This is a genomic window from Paraburkholderia sp. ZP32-5 (genome assembly GCF_021390495.1).
GTDB lineage: Bacteria > Pseudomonadota > Gammaproteobacteria > Burkholderiales > Burkholderiaceae > Paraburkholderia.
The window spans coordinates 1,425,425-1,444,818 of the sequence record NZ_JAJEJP010000002.1; the positions used below are offsets into that span (position 1 = coordinate 1,425,425).

Annotated in this window: 19 protein-coding genes; 13 read left to right on the forward strand and 6 right to left on the reverse strand. The window is 63.6% G+C overall.

Annotation, left to right across the window (positions count from 1 at the left end; genetic code table 11):
• Window positions 1–11 precede the first annotated feature (11 nt).
• Together L0U82_RS25020 and L0U82_RS25025 are read left to right on the forward strand one after the other, a co-directional pair.
• Complete coding sequence (locus tag L0U82_RS25020) at window positions 12–1,487, forward strand: glycosyltransferase (RefSeq protein ID WP_233835418.1); 1,476 nt, start codon at window positions 12–14, stop codon at window positions 1,485–1,487.
• Between the two features lie 76 nt (window positions 1,488–1,563).
• Complete coding sequence (locus L0U82_RS25025; protein ID WP_442793661.1) at window positions 1,564–2,310, forward strand: GNAT family N-acetyltransferase; 747 nt, start codon at window positions 1,564–1,566, stop codon at window positions 2,308–2,310.
• A 52-nt stretch (window positions 2,311–2,362) separates the two neighbouring features.
• Here L0U82_RS25025 and L0U82_RS25030 read toward each other — a convergent pair whose 3' ends face one another.
• Together L0U82_RS25030 and L0U82_RS25035 are read right to left on the reverse strand one after the other, a co-directional pair.
• Window positions 2,363–2,605, reverse strand: coding sequence for a hypothetical protein (locus tag L0U82_RS25030; protein ID WP_233835420.1), 243 nt, complete (start codon window positions 2,603–2,605; stop codon window positions 2,363–2,365).
• A 215-nt stretch (window positions 2,606–2,820) separates the two neighbouring features.
• On the reverse strand, window positions 2,821–3,507 hold the full coding sequence (locus L0U82_RS25035; protein WP_233835422.1) for an HAD family hydrolase: 687 nt from the start codon (window positions 3,505–3,507) through the stop codon (window positions 2,821–2,823).
• A gap of 224 nt (window positions 3,508–3,731) precedes the next feature.
• Here L0U82_RS25035 and L0U82_RS25040 point away from each other — a divergent pair, with 224 nt between their 5' ends.
• The 6 genes from L0U82_RS25040 (at window position 3,732) to L0U82_RS25065 (ending at window position 8,646) form a co-directional block, all read left to right on the forward strand.
• Window positions 3,732–4,055, forward strand: coding sequence for a YXWGXW repeat-containing protein (locus L0U82_RS25040; protein WP_233835424.1), 324 nt, complete (start codon window positions 3,732–3,734; stop codon window positions 4,053–4,055).
• 277 nt (window positions 4,056–4,332) lie between these two features.
• The gene (locus tag L0U82_RS25045; protein ID WP_233835426.1) at window positions 4,333–4,899 is read left to right on the forward strand and encodes an RNA polymerase sigma factor; all 567 of its coding nucleotides are present in this window, start codon (window positions 4,333–4,335) and stop codon (window positions 4,897–4,899) included.
• Window positions 4,896–5,327: a hypothetical protein gene (locus L0U82_RS25050; protein WP_233835427.1), complete on the forward strand. Its 432-nt coding sequence runs from the start codon at window positions 4,896–4,898 to the stop codon at window positions 5,325–5,327. The genes L0U82_RS25045 and L0U82_RS25050 overlap by 4 nt, the downstream gene beginning before the upstream one ends.
• Window positions 5,324–5,833 carry a periplasmic heavy metal sensor gene (locus L0U82_RS25055; RefSeq protein ID WP_233835428.1) on the forward strand — a complete coding sequence of 170 codons (510 nt, stop codon included), beginning with the start codon at window positions 5,324–5,326 and terminating at the stop codon, window positions 5,831–5,833. The genes L0U82_RS25050 and L0U82_RS25055 overlap by 4 nt, the downstream gene beginning before the upstream one ends.
• Before the next feature lie 82 nt (window positions 5,834–5,915).
• Window positions 5,916–7,466: a DUF1800 domain-containing protein gene (locus L0U82_RS25060; protein ID WP_233835429.1), complete on the forward strand. Its 1,551-nt coding sequence runs from the start codon at window positions 5,916–5,918 to the stop codon at window positions 7,464–7,466.
• Between the two features lie 31 nt (window positions 7,467–7,497).
• Window positions 7,498–8,646, forward strand: a complete 1,149-nt coding sequence (locus L0U82_RS25065) for a DUF1501 domain-containing protein (RefSeq protein WP_233835430.1) — start codon at window positions 7,498–7,500, stop codon at window positions 8,644–8,646.
• Window positions 8,647–8,820: 174 nt separating this feature from the next.
• On the opposite strand, the gene L0U82_RS25070 is transcribed toward L0U82_RS25065, so the two are convergent.
• Together L0U82_RS25070 and L0U82_RS25075 are read right to left on the reverse strand one after the other, a co-directional pair.
• Window positions 8,821–9,390: a flavin reductase gene (locus L0U82_RS25070; RefSeq protein WP_233835431.1), complete on the reverse strand. Its 570-nt coding sequence runs from the start codon at window positions 9,388–9,390 to the stop codon at window positions 8,821–8,823.
• A gap of 93 nt (window positions 9,391–9,483) precedes the next feature.
• Window positions 9,484–10,878 carry an LLM class flavin-dependent oxidoreductase gene (locus L0U82_RS25075; RefSeq protein WP_233835432.1) on the reverse strand — a complete coding sequence of 465 codons (1,395 nt, stop codon included), beginning with the start codon at window positions 10,876–10,878 and terminating at the stop codon, window positions 9,484–9,486.
• A 227-nt stretch (window positions 10,879–11,105) separates the two neighbouring features.
• Here L0U82_RS25075 and L0U82_RS25080 point away from each other — a divergent pair, with 227 nt between their 5' ends.
• Window positions 11,106–11,675 (forward strand): helix-turn-helix domain-containing protein, encoded by a 570-nt coding sequence (locus L0U82_RS25080; protein WP_233835433.1) that lies wholly within the window; start codon window positions 11,106–11,108, stop codon window positions 11,673–11,675.
• Between the two features lie 143 nt (window positions 11,676–11,818).
• On the opposite strand, the gene L0U82_RS25085 is transcribed toward L0U82_RS25080, so the two are convergent.
• Window positions 11,819–12,196 carry a BON domain-containing protein gene (locus L0U82_RS25085; protein WP_233835434.1) on the reverse strand — a complete coding sequence of 126 codons (378 nt, stop codon included), beginning with the start codon at window positions 12,194–12,196 and terminating at the stop codon, window positions 11,819–11,821.
• A 399-nt stretch (window positions 12,197–12,595) separates the two neighbouring features.
• Here L0U82_RS25085 and L0U82_RS25090 point away from each other — a divergent pair, with 399 nt between their 5' ends.
• The gene (locus L0U82_RS25090; RefSeq protein ID WP_233837484.1) at window positions 12,596–13,381 is read left to right on the forward strand and encodes an IclR family transcriptional regulator; all 786 of its coding nucleotides are present in this window, start codon (window positions 12,596–12,598) and stop codon (window positions 13,379–13,381) included.
• Between the two features lie 46 nt (window positions 13,382–13,427).
• Here the strand turns inward: L0U82_RS25090 and L0U82_RS25095 are convergent, their stop codons facing one another.
• A complete protein-coding gene (locus tag L0U82_RS25095) occupies window positions 13,428–15,233 on the reverse strand; it encodes an acyl-CoA dehydrogenase (protein ID WP_233835435.1) in 1,806 nt (601 codons plus the stop codon).
• Window positions 15,234–15,510: 277 nt separating this feature from the next.
• On the opposite strand from L0U82_RS25095, the gene L0U82_RS25100 reads away from it, so the two are divergent.
• The 3 genes from L0U82_RS25100 to L0U82_RS25110 all read left to right on the forward strand — a co-directional run bounded on the left by L0U82_RS25100 (window position 15,511) and on the right by L0U82_RS25110 (window position 19,338).
• Complete coding sequence (locus tag L0U82_RS25100; protein ID WP_233835437.1) at window positions 15,511–16,284, forward strand: SDR family oxidoreductase; 774 nt, start codon at window positions 15,511–15,513, stop codon at window positions 16,282–16,284.
• A gap of 79 nt (window positions 16,285–16,363) precedes the next feature.
• Window positions 16,364–17,587 (forward strand): acyl-CoA dehydrogenase family protein, encoded by a 1,224-nt coding sequence (locus L0U82_RS25105; RefSeq protein ID WP_233835439.1) that lies wholly within the window; start codon window positions 16,364–16,366, stop codon window positions 17,585–17,587.
• Between the two features lie 65 nt (window positions 17,588–17,652).
• A complete protein-coding gene (locus L0U82_RS25110; protein WP_233835440.1) occupies window positions 17,653–19,338 on the forward strand; it encodes a long-chain fatty acid--CoA ligase in 1,686 nt (561 codons plus the stop codon).
• Window positions 19,339–19,394: the final 56 nt, after the last annotated feature.

Consider the following 19,394-nt stretch of genomic DNA (forward strand, 5'->3'; position numbering starts at 1 on the left):
AATTGATCACGATGCCCGCGTTGCTGTCCTGGCTTTGCCAGGCCATATTCCTCCTCGTAGTCGGCTACTTCGCGCTGTACGTGCTCCTTGAATTGCGGGTCTTTCTGATTTCGCGCAAGGTGGAACGGCGCAAACTCACCGAACTCGCGAATTCAGCGGCCGAAGCCGAGGTCGAGCGCTGGCCGTTGGTGAGCGTGCTGCTGCCGATCTACAACGAGTCCGAGGTGGTGGAGCGGCTGATCGACGCTGCCTGCCGTCTGCGCTATCCGTCGGAACTGATCGAGATTCTGGTGCTGGACGATTCGTCGGATAGCACCACCGAACTCGCGCGCGCGAAAGTCGAGCGTTACGCTGCGCAAGGCGTCGATATTCGCCTGCTTAGGCGACGCAATCGCAAGGGCTACAAGGCCGGCAATCTGGTCAGCGGTATTCAGCAGTCGCGTGGTGAATTCTTCGCCATTTTCGACGCGGATTTCGTGCCGCCCGATGACTTCCTACTGAAGACGATTCCGTGTTTCAGAGATCCCGGCTTGGGATTTTTGCAAACGGGCATCGGTTACGAAAATCACGACGTGTCATTTCTCACACGCTTCCAGGCGATGGAGATGGGGCATCAGCAATACGTGACGGTCGGCCTGAGTGAAGATGGTGACATGGCATCGCTTAGCGGCAGTTCGTGCGTATGGCGCAAGGCGTGTGTTGATGCGCTGGGTGGCTGGAATGCGTCGACGGTGACGGAAGATGTCGATCTCGGCTACCGCGCGCAATTCGGCGAATGGAAGTACGCTTATTTGCGCGATGTAGTGTCGATGTCGGTACTGCCCGAGACCATCAGCGCATATCGCATTCAGCGCGAGCGTTGGGGGCGCGGCCTGATTCATAGTGCGTTCAAACACCTCAAGCAGATGCTGTTGCAGCGTATGCCGTTGATGAAGCGCATGCATGCGGTTTCTGTGATGTTTTCGTCGGTGTTGCTTGCATCGATCTATGTGCTGATCCTGCTGAGCTTGCCGCTCATGTACCTCGCGCATTTCGACAGTATGAGCATGCGTTGGGGCGCAATCGCGTTCTTCAGCCTCGTTGCGCTCTGGGGGCTGGAAAACGCGTTTGCCGCGCGCAAAGGCGCGCGACTGGATAGCAAGCCGAATCTCCTGAAAGCACTGTGGGATACCTACCGGTACATCGCGATGTTCCTGCCGATGGCTTGGTATTACTTTGTCGGCGGCGTGCGCGCAATGCTTGGCGTACACGGTGATTTTCACCGTACGCCGAAGGGCAAGGATGGTTATCGCGCCATCGTGCCGCGCATCAACTCCGTGTTGATTGTGGGCGAGATGTTCACGTTCCTCTACTCGGCATTCGCGGTTTGGGTGGGATTTCAACGGGGGAATTACTTCCTCATTCCACTGAACGTGACCGTGTGCGTTGGCTTTGGGATGGTGATCTATTGGTCGTGGCAGGAGAGACAGGCGCACGAGCGCATGTAGGCGGGCAAAGTCCCATATCACTACGGTCGACGTGACGCGAAGGCGGCGCGGTCGAATAGGCATATCAAATATGACGATGAATTCCGTCCCCGCAAATACGAAACCGGACGCAATGCTGGGCGCGGTGACGACCGCCGTCGGCCTGTCGTTTCGACCCGCGCGCGCGAGTGATGCTGCCGCGTGCGCTCCGCTCGTGTTCGCGTCGGGGGAGCATGAGTTCGAGTTTTTTCTCGGCGTACCGGCTCGTGAATGCACTGCGTTTCTGGAGCACGCGTTTGCGCTATCAGGCGGACGCTTTTCGTGGCGGCGCCACGAAGTCGCCGTTGACGCGCATGGCCGGATCGTTGCGGTTCTCGCGGCCCACGATGGGCGGCGCATTTTGAGTGACGATCCGCACATCGTCTGGACACTGCTTCGCTATTTTGGCCCGTTGCGCACGGTACCGATGCTGTTGCGCGGACTCGTGCTCGAAACCGAACTGCCGAAGCCGAAGCGTGCGCAGACGCTCATTGCACATTGCGCGACGTTAGACGAAGCGCGCGGCACGGGCGTTTTCTCCGCGTTGTTCGAGCATGCGATCCGCGGTGAAAACGCACAGCAGCGAGGGCTGAAAACGGGAGATCGCGAGATCGTGCTCGACGTGCTCGTGAGCAATCCGCGTGCGGCAGCGCTTTATCGTCGGCTTGGCTTTGTCGATTTGCCGCGCCGCAAGCCGCGTGCGTGGCGCCTGCCTGCGGACCTCGAATCGGTGCGCATGCGTTTCGATGCGGGCGCACAGATAGCGCGCATCGCGGCACCCGGCGGGAAGTCAACAGCGTCGTGATCGCGATGCGGCCCGATCGTATCAACCCGGGCCGCACACCTGCTTGACCCGCTCACAGCGGCACAATATGCCCCGGCTGCGGATAACACCCCGGCGGCGTATACACCGGCCCGCACCCAAAATGCAGCGGCGGCCACGGCGTGTAGTGCGGCGGCTCGCAACCCGACGGTTTGCCGCCATGGCACGACGGCGGGAATCCGCGCTTAAGACAATCGCTACCGCCGCGCACGGACAGCGCATCGGCATGTTCAAGTTCGTCGCAGCGCGACAGGTCACTAAGGATGAGGCTGGTCATGATGGATCTCCGGCAAGGGTGGAAGGCAACGAACACGCTTATATGGCGCGCTCGTGCGTTTCAGTTGCACGCACCATGCCATCTGCCGTCAAACGGCGTGCAGTCGGGATAGAGCGGAAATTCACCGCATCGGCGAACTCGCAAACTGACCGCCATCGACCAACTCCTGCCCGCCGAGTGGCGTTCAACCGCCAACACCTCTGCATATCAGCCAGTCAGCCGCGAACCCACTCCGCCAACACCCCCGGCAACTCCGCCATCTCCCGAAACACCTTAACGACTCCCGCGCCATGCAACGCAGTCGCGCTGCTATGCCCCAGATGCGCCGGGCAATACCCAAACACCGTCGCACCCGCCGCGACACCCGCCGTCGCGCCCGTCACCGTATCCTCGATCACCGCGCAGCGTCGAGGGTCCACGCCGAGCCCCGCGGCCGCGGCCAGATAAACATCGGGAAACGGCTTGCTGCGCGGCATCTCATGACCGCTGAAAATGCGTCCATCGAAGCAGTCGAGCATGCCGGCTTTCACCAGTTGCAATTCGATCTTGACTCGATCGGCGCCCGACGCGACCGCAATGCGTCCGTTCAGCGTTCGATGGAGCGCGCGCACCGCGGCGGACGCCCCATCGATCGCCGTCAGTTCGCTATCGAGCGCGATATTGCGCCGCTCGCGAAACTTCGTGAGCCACTCGTCGGTGATTGCAAAACCGGTGCGCGCTTCGATCAGCGCAGCTTCGTCCTTGACCATCTTGCCGACGAAAATGCGCATCGTCTCTTCGACGCTCAAATGCCAGCCAAGCTCGCCGAGCATGTCGGTGAGCACGCGGTTCGTGATGGGTTCGGAGTCGACGAGCACGCCGTCGCAATCGAAGAGCACGGCGTCGAAAGGAAGATCAGCCATTGTTGGGCAAAGGTACAGATAAGGTTCGCGAAGCGAAACAGCATACCGCATCGGGCTGAACCGTCATCGGAAGGAAATCGAACGGAAATCGGGAGGAGGCCGGCAATGCGCTCGTGCATTTTTTTTCTCCAACCCAGCGCCGGATTTTTCCCGCTGCCGCGTTCAAGTAGAAACGGCGCCGTTCGAGGCGCCGATTCGTTGCGGCTTTAAAGGGAGAATCCGATATGAGCAACAGCAACAACCGCGTGATTCGTCTGCTGGGTTCCACGCTTGCCGCCGCGCTGTGCTGCGCGGCCACGTTGACATCCGCGCCGGCCTCCGCGCAGGTGGTGATTGCGCCGATGGCGCCGCCGCCACCGCGCGTCGAGGTGGTGCCCGCGCCGAGGCCCGGCTATGTGTGGGACCAGGGCCGCTGGCGTTGGGACCATGGGCGCTACGTATGGGTGGGGGGCCACTGGCAGCCGGTGCGTGTCGGCTATCACTGGGTGCCCGGGCACTGGGCGCAACGCGGCCCGCACTGGCGCTGGATCGAAGGCCATTGGGCTTGAACGGGGGGCGCAATGAAAACACTCGTGATGATTTTGCTGGCGGCGTCGCTCGCCGGCTGTGTGGTCTATCCGGCACGTCCGGCCGTCTACCGGCCGGCGGTCGTCGTATATTGATCGCGTACGTGATATCCGGGCGGACAGCGGCGCGAAATCACAACGACAGCACAACACCACCACGGCCTAAGGAGCGGCGGCAAGTGAACGACGTTGATCTCGTGATGCAGTCTTCTCGCACACGCACGCATACGCACCCGATGCCCCATCGGAGCCGCGCGCCTTGAGCGACCCGCCACCCGATCCGGACGCCGAACTGATCGCGCGGGTGGGCCGCGAGGAGCCCGGCGCGATCCGTTCGCTGGTCGCGCGCAAACTGCCGCGGCTGCTCGCGCTCGCCACGCGCATGCTCGGCGACCGGATGGAAGCGGAAGACGTCGCGCAGGAGGTGTTCGTGCGAATCTGGAAACAGGCCGCGCGCTGGCGCGAAGGCGAAGCGAAGTTCGACACGTGGATGCATCGGGTCGCGCTCAACCTTTGCTATGACCGTCTGCGCGGCCAACGCGAAGACACGAGCGACGATCCTCCCGATTCGATCGATCCCGCCGCGCTACCGGACGCGCGGCTCGAAGCGCGCGCCGACGAGGCACGCCTGCGCGCGGCGCTCGCCGCGTTGCCGTCGCGACAGCGCGAAGCGCTCGTGCTGAGCTATTACCAGGAGATGTCGAACGTCGACGCTGCCGCCCTGATGGGCGTCAGCGTCGACGCGCTTGAAAGTCTGCTGACCCGCGCGCGCCGCAATCTGCGCGCTCAACTGGCCGGCAGCGGCCTTAGCAAGGACAAGTCATGACGCCCGAAAGATTCCATCAGATCGTTGCAGCTTACGGCGCCGATGCGCGTCGCTGGCCGGAGCGCGAACGCGAGGCCGCGCAGGCGTGGGCGCGCGCGCATCGGGGCGAAGCCGATGCGGCGCTAGACGACGCGGCCGGCCTCGACGCATGGCTCGCCGCCAGCCAGCTCGAGCCGCCGAGCCTCGAGCTGCAATGCCGCGTCATCGATGCGGCGCCTGACGAGAACAGACGCCGGCGCCCGGCAGCGCGTCGGCGTTTGTGGTGGTCGGGCGCGGCGGTCGCCGGTGTCGGGCTGCTCGGCGGCGTGGCAGGCGCGTTCGCGGTGTCGTTCTTCGTGCTGACCGAAAACCCGCCGCCGATCGTGCACGACTCCTCTTACCTGACTTCGAGCTTCGGCGGCAGCACCGCCGATTGGAGCGGCGAATGAACGGACGCTCGTGGAAGTTTGCGCTGCTGGGTTCCGCGGTGCTCAACGTGTTCCTGCTCGGCGCGATTGCCGGCGGCGCGTATCAATGGTTCGCCGCGCACGGTGCGAATCGGCCGGCAGCGCAGGAGCCGCGCGCGCTGCGTTTTGCCGCCGAGCCGCTGTCGGCCGAGCAGCGCCAGGCATTCGTGGACGGCCTGAAGAACGCGCGTCGCGAAGGGCGCGAGTATGCGCGCGAGGGGCGCGAAGGGCGTCGCGACGTGCTGCGTTTGCTGGCGGCGCCGCAGCTCGATCGCGCGGCGCTCGATGCCGCGCTCGCACGCACGCGCGCGGCCGACAGCAGCCTGCGCGCGATGGTCGAAGCCAGTGTCGCCGATTTCGCGGCGACGCTGACGCCCGAGCAGCGCATCGAGTTCGCCAACAGTCTGAGGCTACGCGGGCAATGGCGCGAAGCGCAGCCGGCGCCGAACGCGAAGAAGCCGGCTGCCAATGCCGGCTCGGGCGAATAAAAAATACGCGTGACGGCGCCGGGTTTCGACGTATCGGCCGTTTAAAGAACAGGCAAGTGTCTGACACGCCGATGAGGATCGTATGGCCAATTCACCGAACCTGAATGCCGCGGCGATCGCGCTGAATCGCTTCGGCCTCGGCGCGCGCGCCGACGAAACACCGCCCGCCGATCCGAAGGGTTGGCTGCTCGCGCAATTCGAGCAGTATCAGCCGCGACCGGCTGCGTGGGCGAACCAGCCCGATTCGATTGCGTTGTCTGCGGAGTTATTGCAGCAGCGCATGCAGTTGCAACAGCATGCGAAACAGACGGCGGGCGAGGGGACGAACGCAAGTCCGCGTGCGCTCAACAACGCGATCAACAGCGGGCTCAACGCATCAACCAACGCAACGGCTAATGCAACAACCAACGCCGCCAGCCAGCCCATCGCTCAAACCGCGAAGCAAGCAGAACGCAAAGCACTGCGCGTCGAAGTCCGCGACATGTACCGCGCGTCGGTCAATGCGCGCGTCGCGAGCGCGCTGACCACGCCGACACCGTTCATCGAACGGCTCGTGCATTTTTGGGCGAATCATTTCGCGGTGTCGAGCGAAAAGCCCGGTGTCGCGGCGCTCGCCGGATCGTTCGAAGCGGAGGCGATCCGCCCGCACGTGCTCGGCCGCTTCGAGGACATGCTGGTAGCTGTCGAGCGTCATCCGGCGATGCAGCTGTTTCTCGATCAGACGCGCTCGGTCGGACCTGACAGCATGGCCGCGTTGCGCGCTGCGCAGCGCAATCCGGACAACAAGCGCGGGCTCAACGAGAACCTCGCGCGCGAGATCATGGAGCTGCATACGCTCGGTGTGCGCAGCGGCTATAGCCAGGACGACGTGACCGAGTTCGCGCGCGCGTTGACCGGCTGGAGCCTCGTCGGCAATCCGGGTAATGGTGGCGGCAACGCGAACCGCCGCGCGTTGGAGCCGGGCGGCGAACCGGGCAGCTTTGTGTTTCGCCCCGCCCTGCACGAGCCCGGCGCGCGCACGATCATCGGACATCGCTACGATCAGGCCGGCGAACAGCAGGCGCTCGCGGTATTGCACGATCTCGCGCACGCGCCGGCCACTGCGCAGCATATCGGCACGAAGCTCGCCCGTCATTTCGTCGCCGACGATCCGCCTGCCGGTGTCAGCGAACATCTTGCCGATGCATTCACACGCAGCGGCGGTGATCTGCCGACCGTCTATCGCGCGTTGATCGATACGCCGCAAGCGTGGTCGTCGACTGCGGTGAAGTTCAAGACGCCGTGGGAGTGGACCATTTCATCGATGCGCGGGCTCGGCTGGCACGACCTCGGCAATCTGCAGAGCGCGCCGATTCTCACGCAGCTCGGCCAGCCCGTCTGGCGCCCCGGTTCGCCCGCCGGCTATGACGATATCGCCGCGAGCTGGGCCGCGCCCGATGCGCTCGTGCGCCGCGTCGAAGTCGCGCAACGTTTCGCATCGCGCGTCGGCGACCGGCTCGATGCGCGCTCGCTCGGCCAGACCTTGCTGGCCGGTTCGCTCAGCGAGCCGACGGCGAGCGCGGTGTCGCGCGCGGAAAGCGCGTCGACGGCGATCGCGCTGCTGCTGGTATCGCCCGATTTTCAACGCAGATGATTGACGCAAATAATCAACGGAGATGACTGCCATGCTGTCACGCCGCCAGTTTCTGAGTGTCGCCGCCGCGGGTGCCGGCGCGCTGCTCGTGTCGCCGCGTATTGCGTTCGCGCATGTCGCGACCGAGCGCCGCTTCGTGTTCGTGATCCAGCGTGGCGCGGCCGATGGCCTGAACATCGTCGTGCCATACGCGGACCCCGCGTATGCGACGCTGCGCGGGTCGCTCGCGATCGATGCGTCGAACGCGCCGCATCTGGACGGCACCTTTGCGTTGCATCCGTCGCTCGCGCAGATCGCGAAGCTGTACGCGAATCGCGAGGCGCTATTCGTGCACGCGATCGCGTCGCCGTATCGCGACCGCTCGCATTTCGACGGACAGAACGTGCTGGAGACGGGCGGCACGTCGCCGTATCAGATCAAGGACGGCTGGCTCAACCGGCTCGCCGCGCAATTGCCCGCCGCGCGCGAAAACGCGATTGCGTTCGCGCCGACCGTGCCGATGGCGCTGCGCGGTTCGGCCGAGGTCACGTCGTACGCGCCGTCGGCTTTGCCGCAAGCTCCCGACGATCTGCTCACCCGCGTTTCCCAACTCTATGAGCAGGACGCGCAGTTGCGCCCGCTATGGGAATCGGCGATGGCGGCACGCGGCCTCGCGAGCGATGCCGGCGCGCGTCAGGATCCAGCGAGCGTCGGCAAGCTCGCCGCGAGTTTTCTGGTGCGCGACGACGGTCCGCGCATCGCAATGATCGAGACCGGCGGCTGGGACACGCACAGCGCGCAGAACGCGCGGCTGGCGAATCAGCTGAAGGCGCTCGACACGATGCTCGCAGCGTTGAAGGAGGGCATGGGATCGTCGTGGACCAACACTACGGTGTTGGTTGCAACGGAGTTCGGCAGGACCGCGGCCGCGAACGGCACCGGCGGCACCGATCACGGCACCGGCTCGGTCGCGATGGTATTGGGCGGGTCGGTGCAGGGCGGACGTGTGATCGCGGATTGGCCGGGCCTCGCGCCGCATCAGCTGTATCAGGCACGTGACCTGAGGCCGACCGCTTCGCTCGACGCGTTGATTACCGGTACCGCGAGTGAAGCTCTCGGTCTCGATCCCGAACGCACGGCGGCCGCGCTGTTTGGCAAGAATGTGGCGGGCAGACCGATGACGGGCATCGTGCGGGCGTGATGTGCCAATCGAATACACGCGCCGAATAACGACGGCGTGGCGCGGGGGTATCGCGCTCCGTCCCGAATGCACGGCGGCTGCGCGATTCTTTAGGCCGATCGGGACACGGTTGCTAGCGGGATAGTGCGGGGTTGGTGAAACGAATGACGGCCGTCGTAATGACGTCCGCCGATCTCAGGCAGTGCGGACCCGGCGCAGCGGGGCCGGCGCTTCGCACTGGCTCGCCGCCTCTGCATGCGCTGCATGTGCCTCATGAACCGAGCCCTCGCCGACACAGTGATAGCGCCGGCCATAGTAGATCAATGCATCACCCGCGCCGCGCGTGCGCGCTGCTTTGACCGCGCAGAAGAACACCGTGTGCGTGCCGACTTCGGTAATCGACTCGATCTCGCAATCGAGCGAGGCAAGCGCGCCGCGCAACACCGGCGCACCGGTCTCGAGATAGTCCCATTGCGCGGCGGCGAAGCGCTCGACGAGCGCGAGCGTGCTGGTCGAGAAATGCGCGGCGAGTGCCTGCTGCTCCGCGCTCAGCACGTTCACGCACAGCTTGCCGTTCGCGCGGAATGCCGCGTTGTTGCGGCTGCTGCGATTGATGCACACGAGCAGCGTGGGCGGTTCGTCGCTGACGCCGCAGACCGCCGACGCGGTGCAGCCCGCGAGGCCGGCTTCGCCGTCGCTGGTGATGATGTTGACGGCGGCGCCAAGGCCGGCCATCGCGTCGCGGTAGGTGCTCTTGTCAAGCATGGGTGCCTCTGTTGTAAATCCGCGCGCCGCCGTATCAGTGTGGGCGGCGCGCAATCAAACCTTGCTTGCCGAGCAGGCGTTCATTAACGTCGCTCAGCTTTGCGCGTCGCCTGCCGGCGCCGCCGCGCAAGCGGGCGACCGGAAGCGCGCCGCCGTGTGGCGGTCGGGCAGGCGTGCATGGCCGAACAGCTTTTCGCGCAACGTGCCGTCGCGATACGCGCGCTTGTACGCGCCGCGCTCCTGCAACAACGGCACGACCAGTTCGATGAAGTCATCGAAGCACTCGGGCACGACGGTGCGCGACAGATTGAACCCATCGACGCCGGCTTCCTCAGTCCACGCAATCAACTCGTTGGCGACCTTGTCGGCCGAACCGACGAGCGGCTGCTGGCGGCTGCCGAGCACCATCTGTTCGAGCAGCTTGCGCTTGGTCCATTGCGGGCCGGCCGCGCGCGTCATCGCTTCGACGTTCGATACGATCGCCTGGCTCTTGCCGGGTTCGATCGGCTCGTCGAGATCGTAGCGCGCGAAGTCGATACCGAGCGACGCCGCCGCATGCACGAGCGCCGCCTCCGAACTCACATAGCGACGGTACTCGTCGTACTTTTCCTCGGCTTCGCGATCGGTGCGGCCCGTGATGATGGTCTGGCCGAGCAGCACCTTGATGTCGTCCGCGCGACGGCCACCGGCTACCGCGTGCGCGCGAATATCGTCGACGATCGCCTTGACCGCGGGCTTCGCCTGGCCGTTGACGAACACGCATTCCGCGTGCGCCGCCGCGAACTGCTTGCCGCGCGCGGACGAGCCGGCCTGATACAGCACCGGCGTGCGCTGCGGCGACGGCTCGGCGAGATGCATCGCATCGACGCGATACTGCTTGCCGTGGTGATGGATCACATGGACCTTCGACGCATCCGCATAGACACCACGCTCGCGGTCGCGCAGCACCGAATCGTCTTGCCAGCTGCATTCCCACAGCTTGTAGACCAGTTCCATATATTCGTCGGCGAGGTCGTAGCGGTCGTCGTGCGCCATCTGGCCGGTCAGACCGATCGCGCGCGACGCGCTGTCCAGATAGCCGGTCACGATGTTCCAGCCGACCCGGCCGCGCGTCAGATGATCGAGCGTCGACATGCGCCGCGCGAACAGATACGGCTGCTCGACCGACAGATTCGACGTGACGCCGAACGACAGATGGCGGGTGACCGCGGCCATCGCCGGAATCAGCAGCGTCGGGTCGTTGACCGGCACCTGCACGGCGCCGCGGATCGCCGCGTCGGGATTGCCGCCGTAGACGTCGTAGACGCCCACCACGTCGGCGAAAAAGATGCCGTCGAACAGGCCCGCTTCGAGCTTGCGCGCATAGTCGGTCCAGTACTGCAGATCGGTGTAGCGCGTGGACTGGTCGCGCGGATGCGTCCATAGGCCTTGCTGGATGTGGCCTACGCAGTTCATGTCAAAAGCGTTGAGAACGATTTCCTTCGGCATGGCGGGTTCCGGCTGATGGGGGGGCAAAAAAGGCGTTCGAGCGATGCAGGCAGGCATGGGCGAGAATTCGCGAACCCTGCTGCAGCCGATTTTGTTCAATATAGTGGACGAAGAATTACTATGCAAGACATTCCCGGCCGCTGGTGTGGGGCGGTGCCCGGATGCCGGCCACGGCGGCGCGTCGATATAATTTCGCGAATCTCCACTTCCACCCATACGAATCCGCCATGTCCGAATCCACCGCCATCGATCTGACCCAGGCGATTTCCGCGCGCGTGAAGACCGAACGCGAGGCGCGCAACTGGTCGCTGAGCGAGCTGGCGGAACGCTCCGGCGTATCGAAGGCGATGATCAGCAAGATCGAGCGCGGCGAGGCCAGCCCCACGGCCACCGTGCTCGGACGGCTATCGGGCGCATTCGGTCTGACGCTATCGACCTTGCTCGCGCTGGCCGAGCAGACCGGCGAGCGGCTGGTGCGCCGCGCCGATCAGGCGCTCTGGCAGGACCCCGAAACCGGCTATACGCGGCGGCGCGTGTCCCCGCCGACCGGCGGCGTGCTGGAATTGCTCGAGATCGAACTGCCGGCGGGCGTCAGGGTGCCTTATCCATCGGATGCGTTCGTGTTTCAGCATCAGCAGATCTGGGTCACGCAAGGGGTGCTGACGTTCCGCGAGGGGACGCAGACTTACCGGCTCGAAGCGGGGGATTGTCTGCAGCTTGGCGCGCCGGTCGAGTGTGAGTTCTTTAACGCCGGCGATGACGTGTGCCGCTATGTGGTGGGGCTGGTGCGGCGCTGAGCGTTGCCGATAGAAGACAACGGGGGCGCCGCGTGCTGGTTGCGCGCGGCGCCCCTTAGGTCAGTCGAATGGATTTCGCACCGGCAGTTACGCGAAGCGAATGAACTGAGCAAAGTGCGAACCATGCCGCCGTCGACTGGTGGTCAACTCCCGCCGCCGCCACCGCCCCGCACGCCGAGCGTGATTTTGTTGCTCACCGAGGTGACACCCGGTACGCCTTTCGCGACATCCGCGGCCTGCTGGATCATGCTGCCCTGAGGCACCGTACCGGTCAGCGTCACCGCGCCGCTGCGCGCCCGCACGAATACGTTCGACACGTTGAAGCCCTGCGCTCTGCCGAGCGCGCGCCGCACATCGCGGCCGAGCTTGCGATCCGCCTGATGCATGGACTTGCTGTTCGCGGCGGGGGCCGCTGCCGTGTCGGCGGGCGCCATCGCATCGCTCGCCTGCGCATAGGCGCTGGATGCGGTTGCCACGCAGACGGCAATACCGAGCGCCTTCAAGAGATTGACTGTTTTCACGTTTTCACCATCCTCGATAAGTTGATTGATGTCGCTTCGTTGCATGTCAAAAATGGTGCGCTTTGTCGAGCAGGTCCGGACTCATTGAGAAACGCCTGTCTTATAGAAGAGTGGCTGCAGTGGCGCTTCCGGCGCGCTTAAACAATAGTTCAGTCGCCGCAGCTATGCTGAAAAAAGTGATGCGAAGAGACATCGTATAATTTCGCATCCCGGATCGCCCCCGATCCATTTCACGCTGGTTTGTTCGCCTGTTCGTCAGATATCCAGCCGTTCGCGGGAGCCTGTTTCGTCTTGAGCAAAATCAATTACAACCCGGCTGACGATTCCGCCGACGACCTCGGCGCAGGCGATCCGGCCTCTCTATCCAGTTCCGCCGCGAAAGCCCCTGTATCGCTCGCGATGCGCACCGCGCATGAATTGCACAAGGACGACCGCCACTTCGTCACGGCGCTCGCGCGGGGACTCGAAGTACTCGCGTGTTTCCGTTCCGGCGATAAATCGCTGAGCAATCAGGAGCTGGCTGCGCGTTGCCGGCTGCCCAAATCGACGGTGTCGCGTCTGACGCATACGCTGACCTTGCTCGGCTATCTGATCCATCTGAAGGAGAGCGGCAAGTATCGGCTCGGCACCGCGTCGCTCGCACTCGGCAGCGCGATGCTCGCGCGTCTGGACGTGCGCAAGATCGCGCGGCCCGTGATGCAGGAACTCGCCGACGTATCCGGCGCGACCGTTTCGCTCGGCACACGCGACCGGCTGTCGATGATCTACGTCGAAAACTGCCGTGGTTCGGTCGCACTGACGCTGACGCTCGAAGTCGGCTCGCGCATTCCGGTCGCGACCTCCGCGATCGGCCGCGCATGGTTGGCGGCGATTCCCGAGCACGACCGCCTCAGCTTCATGGAGCAGGTGCGCGAACTCGATCACGTCGCATGGCCGAAAACACGCCGTGGTATCGAGAAAGCGCTCGACGATTACCACACGCTCGGTGTGACCACATCGTTCGGCGACTGGCAGAAGGATGTGAATGGCATCGCGCGCGCGTTTCAGCCGGGCGGCGAATTGCCGATCATGGCGATCAACGTGGGCGGGCCGTCGTTCAAGCTATCGAAAGAGTTTCTGCTCGAAGAGGTACGGCCGCGTCTGATCGATGTGGTCATGCAACTGGAAATCGCGCTGTCGCATTGAACGGCGGCGCGACTTATTGTTCGTACGCGTTTGTCGCTGTGTTGGATTAGAACCACGTCGGCGACATGCTGAGCGTCGTATCGTCGAGCGTGCGCAACGGCGCCAGCATCGACGCGACGCGCGGCAATTCACAGCGGAAGAACCACTGGCACGCGTGCAGCTTGCCGCGATAGAAATCCTGATCCGCTTCGCTGCTTGCACGAGGCAGCGCGGCCTGCGCGACGATCGCCTGGCGCAGCCATGTCCACGCAACCACGAGATGGCCGAATGCTTCCAGAAACGCGTTCGCATTGGCGAGCGCGAGTTCGGTATCGCCTGTCAGCACGGGCAATAATGCGTCGAGCGTGCCGCTGACATCGCACCATGCGATGTCGAGTGCGTTGGCATGAGCCTGTAGCGGCGCGTACTCGCGCGCGCTATCGATGGTTCGTTGCAGCTCGCGAGCAAACAGCTTCAACGCGGCACCCTGTTTCATCGTGACCTTGCGGCCGAGCAGATCGATCGCCTGAATGCCGTGCGTGCCTTCGTGAATCATGTTCAGGCGATTGTCGCGATAGAACTGCTCGACCGGATATTCGCGCGTATAGCCGTAGCCGCCGTGAATCTGGATCGCGAGGCTGTTCGCTTCGAGACACCATTGCGACGGCCACGACTTGACGATTGGCGTCAGCAGATCGAGCAACAGCGCCGCTTCCGCGCGCGCGGTGTCGTTCTCGCCGGTGTTCTGTTCGTCGACGAGGCGCGCCGCGTACAGGCACAGTGCGTAAGCACCTTCTACATAGGCCTTTTGCGCGAGCAGCATGCGGCGCACGTCCGCGTGTTCGATCAGCGGCAATTGAGGATCGAGCGGATTCTTGTTGCTGGGGTGACGTCCTTGCGGCCGTTCACGCGCGTAGTCGAGCGAGGCCAGATAGCCGCGATAGCCAAGCATCACCGCGCCGAGTCCAACGCCGATGCGCGCCTCGTTCATCATATGGAACATAGTGGCGAGCCCGTGATGCGGCTCGCCGACCAGTTCGCCGATGCATTCGCCGTGCTCGCCGAACGACAGCATCGTCGACGTCGTGCCGCGCCAGCCCATCTTGTGAATCAGACCCGCGAGCGCGACATCGTTGCGCGCGCCTCGACTGCCGTCGTCGTTGACGTGGAATTTCGGCACCGTGAACAGCGAAATGCCTTTGACGCCGGGCGGCGCGCCTGGAATGCGCGCGAGCACCAGGTGCACGATGTTCTCGCTCAATTCATGGTCGCCGCCTGAAATAAAGATCTTGTTGCCGCGCAGCGAGTAGGTGCCGTCCGCATTCGGCGTCGCGGTGGTGGCGAGATCGGACAGGCTCGAACCCGCCTGCGGTTCGGTCAGCGCCATCGTGCCGAATGCGCGGCCTTCGAGCAGTGCGCGCAGATATTTGCGCTTCTGCGCATCGGAGCCGAAGCGCTCGATGACGTTTGCATTCGCGCTGGTCAGCATCGCGTACGACGAGGTCGCGATGTTCGCGCTCTTGAACAACGACAGACACGCGAACGAAATCACCGCCGGCAATTGCATGCCGCCCCATTCGTAATCTTTGCCCGCGGCGAGAAAGCCGGTCGCGCGCAATGCGTCGAGCGCGTCTTTCACTTCGTGCGGGATCGTCACGCGCTGGCCGTCGAATTGCGGCTCGTGCTCATCGGAGAGCCGGTTGTGCGGCGCGAATTTCTCGACGGCGACCGCATGCGCTGTATCGAGCGCCGCGTTGAAGGTCTCGCGGCTGTGATCCGCGTAGCGCGCGCGATGGGTCAGCGTCTCGGCTTCGAGTACCTCGAATAGCTGGAATTCCAGATCCCGCGTATTGATGATCAGTGCATCCTGCATCGATGAGAGCCCTTCTCAGGTTAAGCCACTGTGCGGAACAACATCGACAAACGCCGGCTTCGACGCTCGACTATGCATGCCGCTTCGACGGCCAGAATCGATTGAAGATTGCGGTATGCGGGTAAGTCCCGAGGAACCGCCGATCGTTGATGCACGCCAGTTTATAACTTAAAAAGAATGATCGTGCTTTTATTTACATGCCGAATTTCGGCACGTATGATGGTCGGAAAAATCCGGAATCAAAATCCGCATAGCAGAACAATTGGAGGAGCGACGCATGTCAGTGAAGGACCTGTTTCAACTCGACGGCAAGGTTGCCTTGATCACCGGCGGCTCGCGCGGGCTCGGTCTGCAAATGGCCGAAGCGCTGGGCGAGATGGGTTGCCGTGTCGCGATCACCGCTCGCAAGGCCGATGAACTTGCCGAGGCGAAAGCCCATCTGCAAGGCCGCGGTATCGATGTGCGCACCGTCGTCAACGATCTGCAGCAGTTCGACGGCATTCCGGGCCTCGTCGATGACGTGATCAGCGCGCATGGCCGCATCGATATTCTCGTCAACAACGCGGGCGCGACGTGGGGCGCACCGGCCGAGGACTATCCCGACGAAGCGTGGAACAAGGTGATGAACTTGAACGTCAATGCGCCGTTCTTTCTGGCGCGTGAAGTCGGCAAACGCAGCATGATTCCCCGGCGCGCGGGCAAGATCATCAATGTCGCATCGGTGGCCGGGCTGAAGGGCTCGCCACCGGGCATGAATACGATTGCGTACAACACGTCGAAGGCTGCGGCGATCAATTTCACGCGCGCGCTCGCGGCCGAATGGGGCAAGTACAACATCAACGTCAACGCGATCTGTCCGGGCTTCTTCCCATCGAAGATGTCGGCGGGATTGCTCGACCGGCTCGAAGATTCGATCGTTGCACGCACACCGTTGCGGCGCCTGGGCGGCGACGAGGATCTGATGGGACCGGTCGTGTTTCTCGCGAGCGAAGCATCGCGGCACGTCACCGGCCAGTATCTGGCGGTGGACGGCGGGTCGATCATCGTCTGAAGTCAATGCAGCGTTTCAACGCACTGTTTCGCGGATGCCGCGAGCGGTGCGTGCGCACGAAACCCTATGGAGGCGTTGCATGGATTTCCAGTACTCGCACAAGGTCAGGGATTTGCAGCAGCGTCTGACCGCGTTCATGGACGAATACGTCTATCCCGCCGAGGCGGTGTTCGAAGCGCAGATGGATGCGGCGCGCGATGCGGGCAATCGCTGGCAGCCGGCGCCGGTCATCGAGGACTTGAAGCACAAGGCGAAAGCGGCCGGCTTGTGGAATCTGTTCCTGCCCGAATCGAAATATGGTGCAGGGCTCACGAATCTCGAATACGCGCCGCTGTGCGAAATCATGGGGCGCTCGCATATCGGCGCGGAGCCGTTCAATTGCTCGGCGCCCGACACCGGCAATATGGAAACGCTGGTGCGCTATGCGACGCCCGAGCAGCAACAGCAATGGCTGCTGCCGCTGCTCGACGGCACGATCCGTTCCGCGTTCGCGATGACGGAGCCGGACGTGGCGTCTTCGGATGCGACCAATATCGAGGCGAGCATCGAGCGCGACGGCGATCACTACGTGCTGAACGGCCGCAAATGGTGGACGTCGGGCGCGAACGATCCGCGCTGCAAGATCCTGATCTTCATGGGCAAGTCGAATCCCGATCACACGAACCGGCATCAGCAGCAGTCGATGATTCTCGTGCCGCGGGACACGCCCGGCGTCAACGTGCTGCGTCATCTGCCGGTGTTCGGTTACGACGACGCGCCACACGGTCACGCCGAAATCCTGTTCGATAACGTGCGCGTGCCGGCGAGCAATATGCTGCTCGGCGAAGGGCGCGGTTTCGAAATCGCGCAGGGCCGTCTCGGGCCGGGCCGCATTCATCACTGCATGCGGCTGATTGGGCGCGCCGAACGCGCGCTCGAAGCAATGTGCCGACGCTCGCTCGATCGCGTTGCGTTCGGCAAGCCGATCGCGGAGCAGGGCGTCACGCGCGAACGGATCGCCAATGCACGCATCATGATCGATCAGACGCGTTTTCTCGTGCTCAATGCCGCGCACAAGATGGACACGGTCGGCAACAAGGACGCGCGTCAGGAGATTGCGATGATCAAAGTCGCCGCGCCGAGCATGGCCTGCCAGGTGATCGACTGGGCGATGCAGGCGCATGGCGGCGGCGCGGTCAGCGACGACTTCGGCCTCGCGCGCGCGTACGCCAGTTCGCGCACGCTGCGATTCGCCGATGGCCCCGACGAAGTGCATCGCAATGCAATCGCGAGTATGGAGCTTGGGCGCTATCTCGCGTGCTGAGCGCGGACTTGCCTCCAAACTCGTCGCTTCGAAACCCGTCGCCTCTAAAAAATCCGGAGACGCCTATGAACGAACGCCATTACCCGCATTGGCCGCCGCAAGTGCCGTTGCATCTGACGCTGCCGCAAACCAACCTGTTCTATAACGCCGAAGTCGCGGCGGCGCGGTTTCCCGACAAGCCGTTCATCATCTATTACGGCACGCCGGTCACGTTCGCGCGCTTCAAGGACGAAGCGGAGCGCGTTGCGGGCTATTTGCAGCACGAGTGCGGTGTGAAAGCAGGGGACCGCGTGCTGCTCTATATGCAGAACAGTCCGCAATGGATCATCGCGTACTACGGCATTCTGCGCGCGAATGCGGTGGTGGTGCCCGTCAATCCGATGAACATGAGCGCGGAACTCGCGCACTATGTCGAGGACAGCGAGGCGCGCACGATCATCGCGCCGCAGTGTCTGTTCGATAACGTCGCGCCGCTGATCGGCGCTGGTCCAGGGCAGGGCATCGAGCATGTGATCGTTGCGACGTATAGCGATTATTTGCAGCAAGCGTCGCCGGTGACGGTGCCCGAATTCGTCGCCGCGCCGCGCAGAGCATTCGATTGCGTGGGTGTCACGTCATGGCAGAACGTGCTCGATCGGCATCTGATGCCGGGGCCGCTCACCATGGGTCCCGACGATCTGTGCGTGATGCCGTACACGTCCGGCACGACCGGTCGCCCGAAAGGCTGCATGCATACGCATCGCAGCGTGATGAGTACGTTGCTCGGCGGCTGCGTGTGGTTCGGTTCGGCGGCCGACGGCGTGCATCTGTCGGTGCTGCCGTTCTTTCACGTGACCGGCATGCAGGGCGGTATGAATAGCGCGGTGTTCTCGGGCGCAACGATCGTCGTGATGTCGCGCTGGGATCGAGATGCGGCCGCGCAGAGCATGCAGAAATACCGCATCAGCGCATGGCAGTCGATCTCGACGATGATGGTCGATTTCCTGTCGAACCCGCGGCTCGGCGAATACGATCTGTCGAGCCTCACCGGCACGCGCGGCGGCGGCGCGGCGATGCCCGATGCGATCGCGAAGAAGCTGAAGGCGCTGACCGGGCTCGATTATGTCGAAGGCTATGGGATGTCGGAGACGATCGCGGGTACGCATATTAATCCGCCGCATCGGCCGAAGCCGCAATGCCTCGGCATTCCGGTGTTCGATGTCGACTCGCGCGTGATCGATCCGGTCACGTTGCGGGAGTTGCCGCAAGGCGAGACCGGCGAGATCGTCGTCAACGCGCCGCAGGTGATGCGCGGCTACTGGCGCAATCAGAAGGCCACCGACGAGGCCTTTATCGAACTCGACGGCAAGCGTTTCCTGCGCACCGGCGACCTCGGGCATATCGACGCGGACGGCTATTTCTTCATGACCGACCGGCTCAAGCGCATGATCAATGCGTCGGGCTACAAGGTGTGGCCGGCCGAAGTCGAAGCGCTGATGTATCGCCATCCGGCGATTCACGAGGTGTGCGTGATCGGCGTGAAAGACGAAAAGCGTGGTGAGAGCGTCAAGGCTCTGGTGGTGCTGGACGCCGCGCATATGGGCAAGATTAGCGAGCAGGAAATCATCGACTGGGCGCGTGAACAGATGGCTGTGTACAAGGCACCGCGTATCGTCGAATTCGTCGCGTCGTTGCCGAAGTCGGGTAGCGGGAAGATTCTGTGGCGCAAGTTGCAGGAAGAGGACGCGGCGCGTGCGAGGACCGACGTATGAAGCGTTTCGCGGCATAGGTCTCAACGCATAAAAAAAGCGCCGTCAAAACTCACGGC